The following is a 19,094-nucleotide window of genomic DNA, read 5'->3' as shown; positions in this document are numbered from 1 at the left end:
TAGACTTTAATGGAAAAAACAAAAAATTCATACACCATCATAAAAATTAGTTCCAGTTTTCTATGACTGTGTTTTTTGCATCCAAAATACTGTTGCACAAGTGATCCAGATATTTATCATTCCCAGGAAGTAATTTATCTAATGATTCGATGGTAAATCCATCAAAATTATCTGCATAAGCCCTTTTAGTAAGCTTCCACGGAATAAGTGTTTTTATAAAATAAAAATACGCGAACAGTTCCACACGTTCCTTTGATGGTTTCAATATTTTATAATCACTGGTCAGCATTTCTTTATATTCATCTATTGTCATTGGTTCAATAACCAAATTTGATCCGCTATAAGGACCTCGCCCGCATGCTACTACAGGAATATTATTGACCAGCATTTCGATTCCCAGCGTTCCATTATAAACTACTCCTTTATTTATGTATGGAAATAATTCGTAAGTATTTATCTTAAACTCCGGATAAATTATGGTAACGTTAGATGGTAAAACTGGAAAACGCTCGAAAATATAATCTATTACTCCTTTTGCTGAAGTCGCGCCTGAATCATACCTTTCAGCTGGATGTGGTTTAATATAAAGATGGCTTGTTCTAGATTTTGATATGAACTCAATAGAGTCCAAAACCCATGAAATTACATCTTTAAATAAGGCGTCGTCATGAGTGATTCCCACATCCCAAAAAACATTTGAAAAAAGAAAAATATTATTCTTTTGAGAGTCTATGTTTATATGGCTCGATACAGACGTCCTACTGTCGAAAAATCCGTATTGTTCGAAAACAGTGGCTTTTCCTGCAAATCTTGAACTAAGTAACTTAGACAGTTCATTTTTTTCAGGATCAGTTAGAGGTTTGCTCTGCCGACTTTGAAGCCACTTGTTAAATCTTTCTGAGGATGAAAACAAGTCTGCATAATTGAGCAATTGAGCATGATAATTAAATGGCGAAATTGACATTGTATTCAGCTGGACATTTTTGGATCCAAAATACTGGTAATAAGGCTCCCAATCTGAATACACATTTAGGTGGCTAAAAACTATTGTTGGCTTCCATTCGGCCTCAATTTTGGAAGCTACTAAAATCCCCCTCATCGCTGAAATCAAAAAACGCTTTCTAATCCTGCTTAATTCATAAGAATGCTCATCGGGAACATCACCATAATAAAACCGTGTTACTGAATCATTGGTCATTCTAATTATTTCAATATCTTTGAAATAATATTTACTGGGATAGGATTCCACCACCTCTTCCGCCTTGAGGCTTATAATATTATTGTCTTCCTTCCCAATATAATCTTTTAGAGTAACTGTATCCAGGCCAAAAAATGGCACTACATTATTTTTATTGAACCGGCAGTTCAGGCAGGGATCAAATAGATTATTTCTTACAGATTTAATCTCACATCCATCTAGAGAAGATCCACATAATAATAACTTGACATCATGGCCCCTTAGTTGAAGCGACTTTGCCATGATCAATATTTGATAGAAATTATAATGCGATGTTTCGATCAAAGGAACTAATATTCTCTGCTTTTTTTCCTTACTTGTGTTTACGAGGAGTCCATTTTGTAAACTTAGATTTACTTTAAGTCTCGGTTTAAGAAGCCGATAATATTTGATGTTAAGAATCAGATATCTATATAACCAAGAATTAGTAATCAACTCCTTTGTACCCTGACTTATTATTTTTTTTATAAAATTTTTCAACACGAATTTTTTAGGGCAAGATTTTAGAAAGAATCAAACACTTCGAAAAATAAACTTAATTAACTATACTGTCAATGTCAACTTAACATTGAGACAATGACAAATATCAAACATGATAATAGAAAACCTACATTCTCAACGATTTTTTAACTATCGGAGACCTAGATAGAAAAGTAAAACGAAGGCATTCACTTACTCTTTAAGGAATTTTCAATGCTTTCCAAGGAAGTCAGTTCGACTATCTCATCATCTTCAAAACGCACATCAAATTCTTCCTCCAAAGCCACGATAAGATTCATCTGATTGAGCGAATCCCAGTTAGGAATAGTTGTTGAGTCATCTGAATCTTTAATATCCGCCGCATTTATTTCAAACACTGCCGCCATAATTTCTTTAATTTTTTCTTTCATATTTTACCGATATATAGTTGATAGCTACTTTTTTTTGATCCTTTATATTCAATTCATAGTTCTTTAATTCCCCAAAATCTCCAGTTAAAGTAAAACCTGCACGTTCATAAAAATCTTCAACTTGTTGGTTCTTTTGCGTTTTAATATAGGATGATTTAATCTGTGTAATCCCCTTTGATTCCAGATATAGAACCAACTCCTCCAAAAATTTAAGCTCAATGTTTCTACCAAGTACTCTGCAACTCATTAAAAAAGTATCAATCGTAGCTTCATGGCCATTGATAGAGACAAATGATTCGCCGGTTATTCCAAACTTTCCAAATTTGTCATTTACCTCAAAAGCAAAAGTGATATACTGATTTGTTTTAACAAACTCTTCTACCTGTGTAAAGGTATACCTTTTGGTAGTAAGATTAAATTGATTGGTCTTTTGGGTAAGCTGAGCCATCCTTTCAATAAGATCCTTGTGATCAATGTATATGATCATCTCCAGATCAAGTGATTCCAAGTATTCATTTATACTCCCATAGCTATTTTTCGCCTGCTCACGCACAACCTGATCTTTGTATGACTTAACTCTTGCAGCATCATCCTTAGTGTTCAGAATAGAGTAGAACAGGTCGATGTTCTTCCTGAATAGCGAGGGGTATTCATACAAATTTTGGGGTACCTGAATGGTATAAACTTCCTGAAGGTATTCTTTAACCAGATTGATTTCGAAATCAGAATCATCAATGAAAACAATACTATCCAGCCCGATATTTAATTCCTTTGCTATGTTCTGAAGATTAGAAACCTTGTCGTTCCAATTGACCTTTTCAATTACAATATCTGATTCTTTCAGGCTCATTGATTCATGATCCTTAATAACTTTCTTTACATCTTCGGGATTATTTTTTGAGTTCAGACCAATAATAATACCTCTTGACGCAAGCTCTTTTGCCATAAACTGTACTTCTTCGAAGAATACACCTTTGGCAGATTTCCCAGACATCTCTATTCCACTTTCACCGTCTTCCCCCAAAATTCCTTTCCAAAGTGTATTATCACAATCAAATATCAATGCCTTCTTCGACTTCCCAAAAACAGAAGTGATGATCGGGGTAATCATAGATGAATAAACCTCAAAGAAATCCAGAGTATATAGGGTTTTAGACGAATAATAGTTTCTAAAATCAACGCTAGAGCTCACTGAAATTTTAGCGAAAATTTTGTCAATATCGAACAATACTACATTTCGTGTTTTTTTTGATTCAAGGTAATTGTTTAATTCCCTGCATATTTCATCATAATTATTTCGACCTATGAATTGATGATTAAAAACTGTTGTGCTGAAATAATTAATTATAACAATGGATGTACTATTGAGGTTAGTTAATGTATAATCGATTTCAGATTTTGTTTTTTCAATAATTGCCGATTTTTCCGATTCGGTAAGAACGTTAGATTTATATTGGAAGCCATCAACGATATTACACAACTCCCAGAAAATTAAAACACAGTTGCTTTTGTTAAACTGAATGCTATCTTGAACTATATTATCAAAATTTCCACACGAGGCAATGGCGTTAACCCCTCTCTTTTGAAGTGGGTATTCTACTATTTGAGTAAGTTGGTTAACGATAATGTTTGAAAGAATTTTTATATTGTACTCCTCAGAAGAATTACCATCCTTCAACTCTTTATTTAACTTTAGAAGTTCTGAATATTTAATCTCCATTTACTTTTTTGTGATATACCAGGTATTACTTGCCATAAGCTTCGAATCTATTGACTCATGATCGATTTGCTCACTAACTAGAATGTCAAACCCCAGGTCTTTTAAAGATTGTTCCCATCCCTTCTTATCATTGAAGTTATATAGATGGTCAATTTGAGGTATATTGGTTGCAGTTGTGAAGTAAAATTTCCCTTTATGCGTTAAGGAATCATAAGACATTTTTACAAAATCTATCGGCTGAGACAAATGTTCAAGTAACTCAATTGCAAAAATATTGCAATATTTTTCACTATCTCCCTCAAAGAATGTTTCATGTAATTCTATTCCAGTGTATTTTTTCTTTATAAAATCAGAAATGCTTATATCATATGCGTGAACGTCATGATTAAGACTATTTAAAAGATCTAACTCCACTCCTGAACCAATCCCAATTAAAAGTACGTTACCCTTTATTTGTTGTGCTGACTTATGAAGTTCTACAAATATCCTATGCCTATGAATTGACAATACGACAGAAAGTATCAGTACAATATCGTAATCAATTCTCTTTAAGTCAGGTACAATATTATTCTGAAAAGGATAATTACCGGTTGATAAGAAAACTCTTATATGCTCCGAGTACTGTCTTGTAAAATTATTATAAATCCTAATAATTTCTTCAGCAGACAATCCATAAAAAGATGCGTAATCAGTTAAATGGTTACTTATTATGTCGGCAATTTCAACACTGTACTCAGGGGATTTCTGAACTTTCGAGTTAGCTATACGAATCCACCTGTCTTTTACTAAAATCTCTGCAAGGATACTCATATCTTGAACCAGTTATCGCGTAACTGAAGGTATTTTTCTCTCAAAATACCAAACAAATAAACATCTAAATATTCTCCATTTTTATAGACCTGTTGCTTAAGACAACCTTCGCTTGAATATCCCAGCGCTCTGCAAAAAAGTAAGTCAATCTCTTTGATTAGTGAACCTCCATAAACACGATGTAGATTCATTGTTTCAAAAGCATGGCGGATGATTAATTTATGGGCTTCAACAAGATTTCGAAGATTCTGAAATTCCTTCTCTCCAATAACTAACGAAACTTCACAATTACTATTTATAAAATCAATATTGTTCAGGGAAATTGTACCAATCATTATTTGCGCTCTCTTATGATAGATTCCGAGCTGGACTTTCGAGGAGTTTTTTTCAATTGACTCTCTATAAAAATCAATTTGATTCTGCTTATTATTGGGGTAGTAATGCCGTTGCATAAACTTAGTTGTCTCTTCATCATTAAACCACTTATACCAATTTGTGTGCTCAATGGTAGATTCATCTAAGCAAATTAGATCAATTTCTTTACCGCTAATAAATACGTCAACGTTCATCTTTTAATGTTTAAATAAATTTGATTAGCTTTTAGGTATTCTTACTTTCACTGTAACAGAACCCGAGACAGCTTTAAGACTATATTTATTAAAAATGGTATAAAGTAATATAAAGGTCGAGAATCTCAGATCAATTTTTGTTATTTCACAATTATAGGTAACTTCTTCATCGATATAAACCGGTCTGATAAATTTTGACTCCTGGGATAGAATTAATGCATTTTCACCCGGCAATTCCATTCCAACTACGTATGACATCAATGATGTCAATAAAAAGCCTTGAATAATAATGTTATCAAACTCATGTAGGTTGGCATAATGTTGATCAGTATGAAGGGGATGATAATCACCGGTAATGGCACTGAAGGTTTCAATGATATCTCTTGTAAATTTCTTCTTAAATGAATATTGCTGACCTTCAACCAGATCGCTTATAAGGAATTTACCTATCATCTAATAAATCGTATTAATATGTTTTTCATAATCAAAGCTTACGATTTCTGATTCCCTGTTATTTTTAAACAGATCGATTAGGCCAGGATTCGGAATAAAATTTCTTCCAAATGCAATTAAGGAATTTATATCCTCAGAAATTAGGGAGTTTGCTTCAGCAAGTGACTTTATGCCACCACAAACAACTATAGGAAGGTCAGTTAATTCCCTTACTATTTGGTGTAATGTCTTATCAGAGCCAAAGAGCGGCCTTTTTGAATCAATCTGCGAGCAATGAAATACATCTACCCCTTTTTGTTCTAATGTACGTACAAGAAACTCGAAATCCATATCATCTTTAGAATATCGAATCATAGGATTGTCAACCATATGAATTGAACAGCGAAAGGACAGTACTGTAGAACTGTTCATTACTCTACGACAACCTCCAATTAATTCCGCTACAAATTTATCACTCTCAACATATTCATCGGATCGACAGTTTACACGTTTTGTCATAAATGTATGAATCAGATATCCGTGTGCACCATGAATCTCTACACCATCAAAACCCGCCTCTTCGGCAAGTGCTACTGCAGTTACAAACTGTTCAATAACAGTTTTAATGGATTCTTTAGATATCTCTTGTGGCAAGGTGTAGGGTGTATTCGTTTGAAAGTTAACCACCTGATCGGCAATCTTCGGTCTCCAAAATGATTGATGATCCCCTGCTTTTTTTGCAGAAGCGGAAAACACACACCCCCCAGTTATTTCAGGAACTGTTAACCGACCGGCATGAAAAAGTTGAATCCAGACTTTAGCTCCTGCATCATGAATTTTATCAACAATTGGCTTCCAGGCGTTTACATGTGATTTCGAGTGAAATTGCATACCATGTAAATATCCCATAGCATCTTCCGAATTGATTGCACAGCTTTCTAAAATGATTAATCCAACATTGGCTTTTGCGCGTCGTATGTAATAATCGGCTAATTCCGATGTTGGATTCCCTAGCCTAGAACTATGATACCTCGTAAGTGGTGCCATTACGCTCCTATTGCGAAGTCCTAATTTTTCAAATGAACTAAATAAATCCATAATAAAATCTGTCAGTCAAAATTATAGGCTATTCAATAAATCCATTATGTTATCAACAACGCTTGTTTCGTTATTGGGTTTATAACCTGAAATTTGGCTTCCGGCTAGACTCAATTGCTCGCAAACCTCTTCAATTGTTCCACAACTAATAATTCCATATGTTTCAAACGGAATATAAAGGAATTTTCTATTTCCCTGGATACCGACTTGAAAACTAAATGTATATTTTCCCATGATCGAAGCCTCGATAAGTGCCATTGACGAAACTCCAAATGTCAATAAAGATTTTTCAATGCTAATTCTCAAATCCGAAGTATCATCCAGGCAAATCGTAATAAACTCGTTAAGCTGAGATTCAGACCCCTTTATAAAATTTACCCAATGAGACTTAGACTCGAGCGGGTGCGGACGAACAACAATTTGAAGTTTCCTTGGATAATTATAATTTGACAAAATATTCTGTAGTACAGCAATCTCATTAAATTTCTCAGATGGGTAATAATGTTTTAGGTTTTCACAAAAAAACAGGATACGATCTTCTTCAATTTGAACCATACTCGTTACCCTTTGAAATTCAGCTGCAAGTTTTTCAAGGTGAGGGTTACCCACAGTTACTATATGGCAATTCTCTGATTCAAATTTAAGATAAGGTCCTTTCATCTGCTCATCACAAACTAGTATATAATTCGGGCAGACATTAATTTTATCAGAATTGAACCGAATATCTTCTCCAATCCAGGAATCAACATAACTCATAGTAGGAATACCTGACATTTCCCCATATTGAATGACATAACGTTCAATGTTTGAGTTAATGCTGGTGGATGTAAATAGGATGTCAGGCTTTATTTCATCTAGTACAACTTCTATTTCAGATGGCAGAACATCATACTCATTTGGAAAATTCTCCAATGGGAATGTAGTAAGTTCAATTTGCCTGTCACCGAAATCAGAAAACCTCATTGTTTTCATCTTTGCCGGACCAGCCATGAGCAGGAAAATCGTATAGTTTGGATTACTACTTAAAGCATCAATTATAGGAACAAGTAAATTGCACCCTCCCGGATCATGTGATGCAAAAACGATTTTCTTTTTCACTGATCAGCCTAGATTAAACATAATCAACAATGTCATCATTCACTTCCGGAAAAGCTTTTTTTATCTGATCAGCAGAACTAATAACCTTATTAATAGCCAATAAAATATCATCCACATCACCCAGCTCAAGCGGCTCTCTTATTAATGGTGAAAGTACCAATTCACGCTCATAAAGGCTTTCAGCTACCGGACAGATACCTTTGCTGTAATTATACTTCACTCCTTCGTTAAAATTGAATGGAAACCCTTTCTTCCCAATAGCAATTTGCTTCTGGTAAATCGGATTCAAATAGAGGGGCTTTAAATATCCACCGGCCAGGGCAGTGTCTTCAAAATCTACAGGATCAGGCAACTCTGCCAAAACAGACTTTACAAACAAATTCCTGGATAATCCAATAACCTTACTATCATATTTAAATGGGTATAAATAATAAGCATTATTTTCCAGGTCATTTTGATCAGCATTTAATCCATCAATTTTATTAAGTCCTGCAGTGAAACGGGATGCAAGAGATTGTCTGGTAGCTACGTATTTATTTAATTTTTTAAGTTGTTCTGTACCAATAGCTGCCTGAAGTTCAGTTAGTCTGAAATTGCCCCCAACATAATTTACAAAGTTCTCGGGTGACTCGGTTTCGATCGTATTTTCACCATGATTCCGTATTGCTCTCGCAATTTTTGCAATCTCAGGATCATTGGTTGCCAACATTCCTCCTTCACCGGTATGAATATGTTTGTGATAATTGAGACTGTAACCGCCAATATCTCCAAGGCAACCAATAGGCTTACCTTTATATTTAACGCCCGGCGCTTGTGCAGCATCTTCAATCACTTTAATACCATGTTTCTTAGCAATTGCAAGAATAGCATCCATATCAGCTGGTCCACCAAAAAGATGAACAACTATAATTGCTTTAGTCCTGGGTGTAATTAGCTTTTCAAAGGATTTAGGGTCTATACAATAATTTTTGGGATCGATATCCGCAAAAACAGGTATGGCACCATAAAAGAAACAACAGGATGCCGAAGCCGACATTGTATAACTTGAGCAGATCACTTCATCCCCGGGTTCAATTCCGACGCTTCCAAGCGCTATCATCAGACCAGATGTCCAGGAATTGACGCTAATTGCATACTTAAATCCAAAATCTCTCGCCCAATTATTCTCAAATTCCTTGATTTTAGGACCACCTAAAAACAATTCTCCCGGGCTTCCAAAAAATGCAGATAGAACGTCACTATCCATTACCGCCTGAACAGCTTTCTTTTCTTCATCACCCATGGTAATACGTCTGGGAAATGGCTTTTCCCGGACTTTATCCCCTCCTAATATTGCAGGTAAATCTTTCATATATTAATCCCCGATTTTATACTTTGTAATAGTTCCAAAGTTTTGATTTGTAAATTAAATTGTTCATTTATTAGTTTCTCTGCAGGCTTCTCAAGGAATGTCTTTATTAACAGAATCGCGTTTTTCATTGCATAATTATAGTCAATCCTATACTCATTAACTGATACAAATTCCTGAAGGTCGATACCATCCTTGTAAGAAAATTTCCCAGCTTCACTAATCAGGCTGCCCTTAGATTCTACATACCTGATTCTGATTTTTTCAGCAATTATATCAACTTCCGTCATATTAACAATGGACGAATCATAGGCCTCAATGGTAAGTGTAAATTTATTATCAGGTTTCTTACAATAAACAATTGCTGAAAGCGAGGGGTCGTCCTGATTGTAGTCTGTAATTGAATTTGTTATAAAGCTATGACTTATCTCGGGATCAAATAAAAATGCAAAAAGGTTAATTAAATGGGAACAGTTGTGTAAAAAACCTCCATGATATTTCAGACCGACGGAAAGAATTTTCCCAAAATCATTATTCCCTTCACGTTCCTTAAGTTGAATAAACTCTGGTATGTATACTCTGGAATAATTAACCAGTAACAATATATTGAAAGACAAACAATATTTATATACCTCCTTAGCCTTTTCAGTAGTAATATTTAAGGGCTTTTCTATGAAAATGACTTTTGGCTTCATCTTCATTGCTTCATCCAGATAAAACTCATGAGTTTTGTCCGGGGAGCATATGGAAATCACATCGTAATTAAGATGTTTAATAGTTGAAAAATCTGAGCAGTATTGAGGAATACTCCACCTATTTGCAACATCCCTGGCCTTTTCAGCATCTATATCGAATAATGTTTTTATCGAAAAACAATCCCCATAATACTGATAACCTTTTATATGGGTTCTTACCTCCGGCCCTTGTATTGAGTCATATGCCTGCGCTATGTTTCCAGCTCCTATTACTAATACACTAGCCTTCATGGTGTTTCGCAATAACAAGATCTCGTTGTGCCGGATGTCTGTCCAACCACTCAATAATATCTTCTGCTGTAAATTCCTTTAATCTCTCAATGCCGAAATCTTCCACAATTTCTTTAATTAAAAGATAATCCTCTAAGTAGTCAAGTGTAACCCTTAATTCCGGTCTGTTAAGTGGAGGGCCATATTTTATGTGAAGCAGATTATAAATTCCCTTAAACTCTGCACTATAAAACCTTTGAGAGACATGTTCCTTGTCTTCTTCACTGGGCGAATTGTCAAGAACCTTTTTTAATTCATCTGCTTTGTAAACCTGAACATCAAAACCCCATGGCATTGATATCTCCGGCCCGGTGTTGGATACAACTCTGGAGGTGGGATAATTATTATTGAATATTTCAATTAAATCATCAACCATCCTATAATCAATCAATGGACAATCTCCTGTGATTTGTACCAGCGTATCTGTATGAAATTGTTTAGCGGCAGCATAAACTCTCTCCAATACATTATGTTCGCTTCCCCTGAAATAAGGCAGATTATTCGCTATACAAAACTTTATGATAGGATCATCCTGCGTATTTGTTGTTGTAGCAACAATAATTTTTTCTATAAATCTGCTCTGTGACAGACGTCTGATCAGTATCTCAAGCATAGTAATACCGCCAGCAAGCATTAAGGGCTTTCCTGGCAATCTGCTGCTTGTCATCCGGACTTCTATAGTAGCGTTAATCATATTAATTTTATTCAATTTCAGGATAACAGACGAATGATACAAAAAGCTTCTGCGAAATCACATCCCACTGCAACCCCCCATCTTTGTGCTTGAATTTTCAATGCTTCAGGCGAACGAGGGTGAGGATATGCTCTTTTTTCAAATTCATAGGATTCCATTCCAATGATCTTTTTCTCAAGATTTGAATATGAAAAGGAAATGAAAAAATTAGGGACAAAGTGTTTAGGGTCTGAAGAAGCCCTCCATTCGGTACCAGAAGGAGTTTCAAAAGTTATAATTGCTTTGACATGCTCATGCTCCATTGGCCTGGTTGATGTTATGACCGCTTCAAAAGTACGCTGATGGTCAATATTCACATCCCCGCCATGATGGGTAAATATGACATCAGGTTTGAATTCTGCTTTCTCTTTTTCGATTACCTTAATGATATCGAGTAGAGCAACGGTATCGAATCGATTATCAGGAAAATCATATATACTAACAGAATTATAGCCAATTGCAGCTTGAGCCTGTTTGATATTATTCCTGTGAATAAGTAGCTCCTCTTCCCATTTTTCAACATCTCTATTGTCGGATCTGGATGTAATGCCCTCTCCTAAAATCACAACATGCACAGACGTATTATAATCAGATATTAAACGGTTCATACTGGCACCCAGACCGAGTAATTCGTCATCAGGATGTGCAACAACAATAAGTATCTTCTTATTTTTTAAATATTCTAACATTGGCTTTTAACTCCCCGTTTTCAGAAATAACAGCGTTGGTGAACTCAAATTGCAAATATTCTGTCTCTGCGAACGCAGGTGGGTAACCTTCTGCATCCAACATTCTAATGTGATCGTAGGCCTCTGTAATAGACCTGACATTCTCTAAATTACTTTCAGCTGGTGTTCTTCTTTTAAAAATTACAGGACTACCAACCTGTGGCACTGGCTTTAAATCATTTTCAATTATTTCTATGATCATTTCTTTTATGACTCCTGATGCCCTTTTAAAAATTGCATCTGCCGTACCATCTAAATTCAGATTTTTTTTTAAATAAATCGGACCAGCATCCAAATTCTCCACGACTTTTAATGCTGAAATTTTGGTATCCTTATGTCCTCTTACAATCAGATTCTGCAAAGGGCTCCCACCTCTTCCATAAGGCAGATCTGTCATATGAAATACAATACACTCATATTTATTGAATATTTCAGCTGGGATTATATAGGACCAATGCGGAATAAAAATCTTAGCCGGATTTAAATCAGTTATTTTGGATAACTGAAACTCTTCCTTACTTTTAATTCTTACCCAGTTGGCATGCGGCTCTCTCTCTAATTCTGAGAAAGCCGTATCATTCCAAGGCTTGGCTGTCAGAAAAATATAGGTTGGTTTTACAGGAGCTCCCATGATAAAGGTGTACCTGCATTTATATCCAGTCTGGCTTTTTTACCTAATACCTGTTCATAATACTTAGCCTGCATTCCGTCTCCAGGTCTTATAACTCTCAAATTATCCTTAGTAAATACATCACCAGCTTTGATATCTTCTACGACATAAAGAGATCTCTTAAATCTGAGACTTTTAAGTTCCGCATCCTGAACGCCATAGTAAACGCTTCCCAATGATAAAAAGGCACGCTCTGATTCGATAACCAAAGCTTCTAATTCGGATGGCTCTATAGAAAATGTACTATCGACTCCTCCATCTGCACGGCTGAGCGTAAAATGCTTTTCTATTACACGTGCCCCTAAACTCACTGAAGCTATGGCTGCACCTATTCCCATTGTATGATCAGATAAACCAATATGACAATTGAACATTTCCCTCATATGCGGAATGGTCAATAGGTTAGTATTTTCAGGAGTTGCCGGATAAGTGCTGGTACATTTTAATAATATAAGATCCTTGCAACCATTTTTCCTGAGTATTTTAACCGCATCATCCAGGTCAGCTAAAGTTGCTAGTCCGGTAGACATAATCACAGGTTTCCCGGTAGAAGCAATTTTCTTTAATAATGGCCAATCTGTGTTCTCGAATGAGGCCACTTTATAAGCCGACACATTCATGCTCTCTAAAAAATCAACTGCGGTCTCATCAAAGGGAGTACTGAAAACAACCAGCCCTTTACTTTTTGCACGCTCAAAAATAGGTTTATGCCATTCCCATGGCGTGTGAGCTTCTTTATATAGATCGTATAGATTCCGACCTTTCCATAAAGAATCTTTATCATTAATATCAAATAATCCACCAGACGTATTTATAGTCATGGTATCAGGTGTGTAAGTCTGCAACTTTATTGCATGTGCCCCGCAATTTGCTGCTGCATCAACAATAGCCAAGGCCCTATCAAGAGATTGATTGTGGTTTCCTGACATCTCTGCGATCACAAAGGGCTTCTCTGAATCACCGATGGTAACATGATCAATTTTTATATTATTCATTAAGCTTTTTCTATTTTTAGATAATATTTAATTCCTTTAACTATAAAAAACGCAGGATATCGCTCATTATCACAAACCCTTAGCAGATTAAACTGCTCACTTAAAGGTAAATGAATGCTAAACTCACTGTCTTTTGCTGTACGTCTGGGATAAAATGTCGAATTTCCCAGCTGTTTTACACCCGAAATATGTGGATAATCAGCAATGAATTTGTCAAGTAATTTAAATGTCGATTCGGATTGTAGCGCCCGAATTTCATTAATTAATTCATGTCCTTCCAACCTAATATATTCTACTCCATAAATTAAACCGGAGTCAACTCTTTCTTCAGCTTCAAATAATGTAACCGGTATTTCAGATTTGCCTTCAAGAATTTGCCATGTTAAAGGAGACCAACCTTTTCCTTCAGGCAGCAAGCTCTCATGAACAACCAGATTATATTTGTTCAAATGTAGCCCTTTAAATAACTTTTCACAAGACAAAAGCACCAGGACGTCTCCTTCAGAAACTTCCTCATGCGTCTGACAAAACATGCATTCCAAACCCTGATTTCTCTTAATGTCTACATAGGATATTATATAGGGAATGATCCATGAATTATTGTTGTCGCATAAAATCTGTAATTTCATAGATGGCTAAATATTTTGATAATATTATTAGCCGAGTTCAAAGGTTCCGACAGCTTATGAGGCATCCCTGAAAGTGCCGTTTTGAATCTTTTAAGATCCAAAGTTGAAAAATCACCCAGGCCACAAGCCAAATTTCTTTCTATGAATCCATTATAAATCAAATTCTGGTTTCTTGTGTAGTAACCAGCATAGCTATACAAACCTCTTGCGTAGCATTCCAAAAGTACCGTGCTGGCTGAAACGAAAGCGTGCGTAGACTCTTCTAATAATGCTACGAGCTCCATAGCATTTAAATCAGAATATAAATTCAAAGGACTTGCTGATCTGTAAGTTCTAAGCTTTTCAATAAGCCCTTGCGGATAATTAGAGCTGTATACCAGATTAATTGAATCAAAACCTCCATTTAGATTTATCAGATCCAATAACATCAATGAATGTTCAAAATAATCTGATCCGCCCATGCAGACATAGGCTACTCTGCCAACCTTCTCTCCGTCTTTGAACGGACTTAGAAAAGGCATTCTTAACATCGCATAATCAAGGCCCGTGTAAAACTTTGTTATAGAATTGTCTCTGTAAACTGCACCTGGTGCATGATTGATAACTGCATCTGCTATAAACCGGTCACCACCCAAATCATCGATATATACCAATTTGTTGCCCAATTGCTTAATACTTTTCTGATATTCTATTCCGAAATGGTATCCGTCCAGCACCACTATTTCATTTCCTGATAACTTCATATCAAGTGCAATTTCAAAACCATTTTGCTTATCAGGAATTTCCAAATCATAATCAGAAACAATTTCATGATGAATCTTTCGGTCTTTTAGATGCCTGGTTATAGATTCTGGTAGTGACTGTGATATGAAAACAATGCTGCGGGTTACTGAGTCGAACATTTCCATTAAGGCAAGCATTCGATATACATGGCCGAAACCAATTTTTGAGTTGCCATCTGCCCTAAAGATTATAGTTCGATCAATGATGCATTCTAATATTGATTCCTGCATTTTTGATTTGTGACCTTGTTTGCATAAAGTTTTGATCCCTGTGAGCAAAAAAACTACCTGCGGCAACTGCATCTGCCCTGCCCTTTAAAAATCCATCAGCAAAATGTTGTGCAAGTCCGCATCCTCCGCTTGCAATTACCGGGATAGAAGAATTCTCTGAGATAGATTTTATAATCTCAAGGTCAAGGCCCTCCCGCATTCCGTCAAAACTTATATTACATAAAAGCAATTCTCCTGCACCCAGCTTCTCTGCCTTTAATGCCCAATCCAAAGGATGATAAGATGTCTTTTCCTGACCTCCGTTAATATAAACCCAATATTCCCCTTGTTCATCTTTTTTGAAGTCAATACTCACCACAACACATTGTGCACCATACTTCTCAGAAGTCTCAGTAATTAACTCAGGCCGTATAACTGCCGAAGTGTTGATCGATATTTTATCAGCACCATTGCTGAGAAGCTCCCTGAAATCATCCGAAGTTTTAATGCCTCCGCCAACAGTTATCGGCATAAAAATTTCTTCCGATACTTTGTTAATTATGCCTGAGAGTTTTTTGATGTCCTTGTTATGTCTATCAATATTAATAAATATTAGTTCATCAGCAGCTTGTGCCTGAAAAATCTTAGCCTGCGAAACAGGATCTCCTATTTCAATAACTTCATTAAATTGTTTCGTTACAACCAGCACCATTTTATTGGGGTTATAACTGGCGGTTCTTAACTGGAGCTTGGGAATTAATCTTTTCTTTGACATTAAGGCTTCCAGTCTATAAAATTTTCAAGAATCTTCAATCCAAATTCCTGGCTCTTTTCAGGATGGAACTGTGTTGCAAAAATATTGTTCTTTAAAACCGAAGCAGTTACATCGTAAGTATAATCATAAACTGCTACCACGTCTTTAGGATCATTTGCTTTCATATAATAAGAATGTACAAGGTAAAAATCCGGCTCATCTGGTAAGCCCTTGAATAAAGGGACATCCTTATTATATTTTATCGTGTTCCAGCCAATGTTGGGTACACGAAGGATAGGATCAGAAGGTGCCAGCCTTACTATATCTGCATCAAACCAGCCAAGCCCGATAAACTCTCCGCCCTCAAAACTTCGCTTTCCCATGACCTGCATTCCTAAGCAAATACCCAAAGTGGGTTTTGCATTTTTTATAACTTCATCATTTAATGCTTCAAAGAAACCTGTTTGGTTAATTTTATCAATACAATCCTTAAAAGCACCAACTCCGGGGATTACTATACGATCTACACCAGCAAGATCCTCGGGATGCTTGCATATTGTGACGGCCGCACCAAGGTAATCAAAGGCATTGTAAACAGATAAGAGATTACCCATCCCATAGTCAACAATTCCTATCATTTATTGCGATCTTTTCCAGTTCTCAAGCTGCTTTTCTGCATCTTCCCTCTTCATTTTACCTTCCCTGGTCCATTCATTAAAATCGGGCAGTTTAGTTCCAGCCTCTTGTTCAAAAACATTTAATTTCCAAGGAGATACCGTATGACTTTTTGATATTTCAAAAAACTCATCTTCGGTTAAACCTACCATCTCAAGAAAAATTTCAAGGCTGGCCGGCTTTTTTCCTTCATACTTGGTCAGCATATCCATACCTTCCTCCCTTGTCAACCTGTCATGCCGAATATCAATTGAAGCAAGATGTGTAGGACGTGTGTATCCTCTTTTGATATATTTAATATAATCTCTGACACCTTGCATATGGCATTCTATCTTCTCATAATTATACTGCTCAGGAACATTTTCCACAAGATCTCCCTGCCAGCCCAACTCATCCATAATAATACGTGATTGTGTTTTAACATCCCAGGGTATGTATGACCCCAGGCAAACACTTCGGTAATTCAATTGCCTCAGTTCCTTTAAAGGTGGATAGGTATATGGTTTAAAATCTCTTTCATCCATATCTCCACCCAACCTTACAGCCATATCTAAAGCTGTAATACCAAGGTTTACAAAACGGTTAAATCTCTTTTCATCCACCTCTTCAGGCTGATCATAACTATAATAAGATGTGTATTCTGCTGAAGGCTCTCCCCAAAATATCAGAGGAACTTTAAACTTTAATGCAATGTGCATTGGATAGGAAAAAATTCCTGTATGACAATGCCAGCAAAAGTCGCCCTTCTCAAGGAAGCTTTGCAGCATTAGCTTCTGTACAACTTTCCAATTAGGGGTAAAAGATATAAAATCAGCACCCAAATTTCGAAGTACCTTAGTGGTGTTGTCATTTAAGTTTGGCCTAAGGAATCCATGATCAAAACGTACTACCAACGGTTTGACTTTAAATTCCTTCATCAGGTAGTAAAGTGTCCAGACACTGTCTTTGCCTCCACTGAAAGGAACAATACAATCATAATCATAAAGTCCTCTATGACTTTCTATAAGCTCCGATAAATCTCTTTTTCTACTTTCCCAATCTATCTTACCCTCTTTAAATTCGACTTGCCTGCAGATACTGCAAACACCTGTTTCATCAAAAGTAATACTCTCATGTGTTTCAGGCAATAAACACTTAGTGCATCTTTTCAGTCTGCTCATGCTATTTAAAACTATATGTTAAATTCAATCTATTTCGAACAAAAATAACCAAATCCGGGTAATATCTCTGAAATAAGAGTTTTCCTGAATTGTGGTTTTACGTACTAACCTTTAATTTAATCTCTTAAATCCCGAATGACAAACAGGACCTTCCAAAAGACCCTGAACATCGATTAGACCATTTTCACATTTTGCAATAACCTTGTAAACTTCATCCAAAGCGGTAAAATAAGATTCAAATTTATCATCCGTATGAGCTGTACATGAATAAAAGCTTGTGCTCGCCAAAAAACCTCTTTTTAGCATCTCCTGAGTAATCAGAGTTTTATATTCCATGGCGTTTTTACTGTTGAAACTGTAGGTACTTAATGCCGGTATACCCGACACAGTAATAGAAAGATTATGCTGAGAAGCAAGATTTTGCCATTGGCGCTGCATTTGTTTGCCTTTGTCTGTAATAATTTCCCACGATTTAATCCGCTCCATCACTTTCAAAGTGGCAAGAGCAGCGGTAGGACCTATTCTTTCAGTCCAAAAAGTGCTGCTGATGAAAGTTGTTTGTGCAGCCTCCATAACAGATTTTCTACCTACAATTGCCGTTAAGGCATAACCATTACCAATAGTTTTACCATACATGGCAATATCAGGTTCAACATTATACTTTTTATGGATGCCTCCAAAAGTTTCTCTAAAACCCGAGGTACATTCGTCAAAAACCAATACAATACCTTTCTTTGTGGCAAGGTCTCTTACTTTCTGTAAAAAGTTATCTTCAGGGCCAAAATTTCTCACAACTTCCATTTTAATCACGCCGATTTCGTTTTTCTCAACAATAGAAAGCAGCTCACCAAAATTATTATAATGAAATGGAAAGACTGTGTCTTTCAAGTTTCTTGGAACCCCTTTAGGGCTTAGTCCGGGTAACAAATGTCCAGAAAGTTCATCCCTGTCGTTATGGTTTGCTGATAGATACCAGTCGTGCCATCCATGATAACCACAAATCGCCACTTTATCCCTCCCTGAGGCTGCCCGTGCAATCCGGATCGCTATCGAGTTAGCTTCACCACCACTTCTCGCAAAGCGTACCATATCTGCCCATGGATTTATTTCAACCAATTTTTCCGCCAAATAAACTTCTTCAGGACAATTAAGTGTGCTCATGTTCCCTTTTTTCACAGTTTCAAGAACAGCTGCATCTACCTCATCATTTCCGTATCCCAAGGTATTAGTTCCTATTCCCATTATACACATATCGATCAACTCATTACCATCAAGATCCCACACACTACATCCCTTAGTTTTAGAAAAATATGAAGGCCATTGCTCTGGCAAAAACATCTCGGGCCTTTTTGATAGAAGCATTGTTCCTCCCGGAATCAAAGCTTTTGCTTTTTTGTATAATTCTTGTCCGCTACCCATTTAAATTATCGTCTTTTAAGGATTTTAGCATTCCTTCGTTTCTTATAATATTACTGTTAATTTTATTGTACTGATTTGAGATTATATGCCTGGTATATGTTAACCAGGATTC

General features: G+C 36.2%; 20 protein-coding genes. All 20 read right to left on the bottom strand.

The window, feature by feature from the left end:
• Positions 1-46: 46 nt before the first annotated feature.
• The 20 genes from VGE44_RS13905 to VGE44_RS13810 all read right to left on the bottom strand — a co-directional run bounded on the left by VGE44_RS13905 (position 47) and on the right by VGE44_RS13810 (position 18,982).
• On the bottom strand, positions 47-1,717 hold the full coding sequence (locus VGE44_RS13905; protein WP_331080132.1) for a hypothetical protein: 1,671 nt from the start codon (positions 1,715-1,717) through the stop codon (positions 47-49).
• A gap of 188 nt (positions 1,718-1,905) precedes the next feature.
• Positions 1,906-2,127, bottom strand: coding sequence for an acyl carrier protein (locus VGE44_RS13900; protein ID WP_331080130.1), 222 nt, complete (start codon positions 2,125-2,127; stop codon positions 1,906-1,908).
• A complete protein-coding gene (locus VGE44_RS13895; protein WP_331080128.1) occupies positions 2,111-3,847 on the bottom strand; it encodes an HAD-IIIC family phosphatase in 1,737 nt (578 codons plus the stop codon). The genes VGE44_RS13900 and VGE44_RS13895 overlap by 17 nt, the downstream gene beginning before the upstream one ends.
• A complete protein-coding gene (locus VGE44_RS13890) occupies positions 3,848-4,657 on the bottom strand; it encodes a hypothetical protein (RefSeq protein ID WP_331080126.1) in 810 nt (269 codons plus the stop codon).
• Positions 4,654-5,226 carry a GNAT family protein gene (locus tag VGE44_RS13885; RefSeq protein ID WP_331080124.1) on the bottom strand — a complete coding sequence of 191 codons (573 nt, stop codon included), beginning with the start codon at positions 5,224-5,226 and terminating at the stop codon, positions 4,654-4,656. Before VGE44_RS13885 ends, VGE44_RS13890 begins: the two co-directional genes overlap by 4 nt.
• A gap of 24 nt (positions 5,227-5,250) precedes the next feature.
• Positions 5,251-5,679: a MaoC/PaaZ C-terminal domain-containing protein gene (locus VGE44_RS13880; protein ID WP_331080122.1), complete on the bottom strand. Its 429-nt coding sequence runs from the start codon at positions 5,677-5,679 to the stop codon at positions 5,251-5,253.
• Entirely contained in the window at positions 5,680-6,756 is a 1,077-nt protein-coding gene (locus VGE44_RS13875) for a hypothetical protein (RefSeq protein WP_331080120.1), read from the bottom strand.
• A gap of 21 nt (positions 6,757-6,777) precedes the next feature.
• Positions 6,778-7,854 carry a hypothetical protein gene (locus tag VGE44_RS13870; RefSeq protein ID WP_331080117.1) on the bottom strand — a complete coding sequence of 359 codons (1,077 nt, stop codon included), beginning with the start codon at positions 7,852-7,854 and terminating at the stop codon, positions 6,778-6,780.
• Between the two features lie 13 nt (positions 7,855-7,867).
• Positions 7,868-9,205 carry a DegT/DnrJ/EryC1/StrS family aminotransferase gene (locus VGE44_RS13865; protein ID WP_331080115.1) on the bottom strand — a complete coding sequence of 446 codons (1,338 nt, stop codon included), beginning with the start codon at positions 9,203-9,205 and terminating at the stop codon, positions 7,868-7,870.
• Positions 9,202-10,188 (bottom strand): Gfo/Idh/MocA family protein, encoded by a 987-nt coding sequence (locus VGE44_RS13860; RefSeq protein WP_331080113.1) that lies wholly within the window; start codon positions 10,186-10,188, stop codon positions 9,202-9,204. The genes VGE44_RS13865 and VGE44_RS13860 overlap by 4 nt, the downstream gene beginning before the upstream one ends.
• Positions 10,178-10,921: a cytidylyltransferase domain-containing protein gene (locus VGE44_RS13855; RefSeq protein WP_331080111.1), complete on the bottom strand. Its 744-nt coding sequence runs from the start codon at positions 10,919-10,921 to the stop codon at positions 10,178-10,180. The genes VGE44_RS13860 and VGE44_RS13855 overlap by 11 nt, the downstream gene beginning before the upstream one ends.
• A gap of 17 nt (positions 10,922-10,938) precedes the next feature.
• Positions 10,939-11,649, bottom strand: a complete 711-nt coding sequence (locus VGE44_RS13850) for a PIG-L family deacetylase (RefSeq protein ID WP_331080109.1) — start codon at positions 11,647-11,649, stop codon at positions 10,939-10,941.
• Positions 11,627-12,319 (bottom strand): formyltransferase family protein, encoded by a 693-nt coding sequence (locus tag VGE44_RS13845; RefSeq protein WP_331080106.1) that lies wholly within the window; start codon positions 12,317-12,319, stop codon positions 11,627-11,629. Before VGE44_RS13845 ends, VGE44_RS13850 begins: the two co-directional genes overlap by 23 nt.
• Positions 12,304-13,353 carry a pseudaminic acid synthase gene (gene pseI, locus VGE44_RS13840; RefSeq protein WP_331080104.1) on the bottom strand — a complete coding sequence of 350 codons (1,050 nt, stop codon included), beginning with the start codon at positions 13,351-13,353 and terminating at the stop codon, positions 12,304-12,306. Before pseI ends, VGE44_RS13845 begins: the two co-directional genes overlap by 16 nt.
• A complete protein-coding gene (locus VGE44_RS13835; protein ID WP_331080102.1) occupies positions 13,353-13,982 on the bottom strand; it encodes a formyltransferase family protein in 630 nt (209 codons plus the stop codon). Before VGE44_RS13835 ends, pseI begins: the two co-directional genes overlap by 1 nt.
• Complete coding sequence (locus VGE44_RS13830) at positions 13,979-14,995, bottom strand: hypothetical protein (protein WP_331080100.1); 1,017 nt, start codon at positions 14,993-14,995, stop codon at positions 13,979-13,981. Before VGE44_RS13830 ends, VGE44_RS13835 begins: the two co-directional genes overlap by 4 nt.
• Positions 14,964-15,749, bottom strand: a complete 786-nt coding sequence (locus VGE44_RS13825; RefSeq protein WP_331080098.1) for an imidazole glycerol phosphate synthase cyclase subunit — start codon at positions 15,747-15,749, stop codon at positions 14,964-14,966. Before VGE44_RS13825 ends, VGE44_RS13830 begins: the two co-directional genes overlap by 32 nt.
• The gene (gene hisH / locus VGE44_RS13820; RefSeq protein WP_331080095.1) at positions 15,749-16,366 is read right to left on the bottom strand and encodes an imidazole glycerol phosphate synthase subunit HisH; all 618 of its coding nucleotides are present in this window, start codon (positions 16,364-16,366) and stop codon (positions 15,749-15,751) included. The genes VGE44_RS13825 and hisH overlap by 1 nt, the downstream gene beginning before the upstream one ends.
• A complete protein-coding gene (locus tag VGE44_RS13815) occupies positions 16,367-17,563 on the bottom strand; it encodes an N-acetyl sugar amidotransferase (RefSeq protein ID WP_331080093.1) in 1,197 nt (398 codons plus the stop codon).
• Positions 17,564-17,674: 111 nt separating this feature from the next.
• Positions 17,675-18,982 (bottom strand): aminotransferase class III-fold pyridoxal phosphate-dependent enzyme, encoded by a 1,308-nt coding sequence (locus VGE44_RS13810; RefSeq protein ID WP_331080091.1) that lies wholly within the window; start codon positions 18,980-18,982, stop codon positions 17,675-17,677.
• Positions 18,983-19,094: the final 112 nt, after the last annotated feature.

Source organism: Daejeonella sp. (assembly GCF_036405355.1).
In the GTDB taxonomy this organism is placed as follows: Bacteria; Bacteroidota; Bacteroidia; order Sphingobacteriales; family Sphingobacteriaceae; genus Daejeonella.
The sequence above is the reverse complement of the archived record's forward strand: the minus strand, read 5'-3'. Positions and strand labels throughout refer to the sequence as shown.

Bases quoted from the DNA above. Each gene is read 5' to 3' on its own strand.
- VGE44_RS13885 (WP_331080124.1), bottom strand. From the start codon at position 5,226: ATGAACGTTGACGTATTTATTAGCGGTAAAGAAATTGATCTAATTTGC.
- VGE44_RS13815 (WP_331080093.1), bottom strand. From the start codon at position 17,563: ATGAGCAGACTGAAAAGATGCACTAAGTGTTTATTGCCTGAAACACAT.
- VGE44_RS13895 (WP_331080128.1), bottom strand. From the start codon at position 3,847: ATGGAGATTAAATATTCAGAACTTCTAAAGTTAAATAAAGAGTTGAAG.
- VGE44_RS13835 (WP_331080102.1), bottom strand. From the start codon at position 13,982: ATGAAATTACAGATTTTATGCGACAACAATAATTCATGGATCATTCCC.
- VGE44_RS13900 (WP_331080130.1), bottom strand. From the start codon at position 2,127: ATGAAAGAAAAAATTAAAGAAATTATGGCGGCAGTGTTTGAAATAAAT.
- VGE44_RS13830 (WP_331080100.1), bottom strand. From the start codon at position 14,995: ATGCAGGAATCAATATTAGAATGCATCATTGATCGAACTATAATCTTT.
- hisH (WP_331080095.1), bottom strand. From the start codon at position 16,366: ATGATAGGAATTGTTGACTATGGGATGGGTAATCTCTTATCTGTTTAC.
- VGE44_RS13875 (WP_331080120.1), bottom strand. From the start codon at position 6,756: ATGGATTTATTTAGTTCATTTGAAAAATTAGGACTTCGCAATAGGAGC.
- VGE44_RS13845 (WP_331080106.1), bottom strand. From the start codon at position 12,319: ATGGGAGCTCCTGTAAAACCAACCTATATTTTTCTGACAGCCAAGCCT.
- VGE44_RS13850 (WP_331080109.1), bottom strand. From the start codon at position 11,649: ATGTTAGAATATTTAAAAAATAAGAAGATACTTATTGTTGTTGCACAT.
- VGE44_RS13810 (WP_331080091.1), bottom strand. From the start codon at position 18,982: ATGGGTAGCGGACAAGAATTATACAAAAAAGCAAAAGCTTTGATTCCG.
- VGE44_RS13825 (WP_331080098.1), bottom strand. From the start codon at position 15,749: ATGTCAAAGAAAAGATTAATTCCCAAGCTCCAGTTAAGAACCGCCAGT.
- VGE44_RS13855 (WP_331080111.1), bottom strand. From the start codon at position 10,921: ATGATTAACGCTACTATAGAAGTCCGGATGACAAGCAGCAGATTGCCA.
- VGE44_RS13890 (WP_331080126.1), bottom strand. From the start codon at position 4,657: ATGAGTATCCTTGCAGAGATTTTAGTAAAAGACAGGTGGATTCGTATA.
- VGE44_RS13865 (WP_331080115.1), bottom strand. From the start codon at position 9,205: ATGAAAGATTTACCTGCAATATTAGGAGGGGATAAAGTCCGGGAAAAG.
- VGE44_RS13880 (WP_331080122.1), bottom strand. From the start codon at position 5,679: ATGATAGGTAAATTCCTTATAAGCGATCTGGTTGAAGGTCAGCAATAT.
- VGE44_RS13860 (WP_331080113.1), bottom strand. From the start codon at position 10,188: ATGAAGGCTAGTGTATTAGTAATAGGAGCTGGAAACATAGCGCAGGCA.
- pseI (WP_331080104.1), bottom strand. From the start codon at position 13,353: ATGAATAATATAAAAATTGATCATGTTACCATCGGTGATTCAGAGAAG.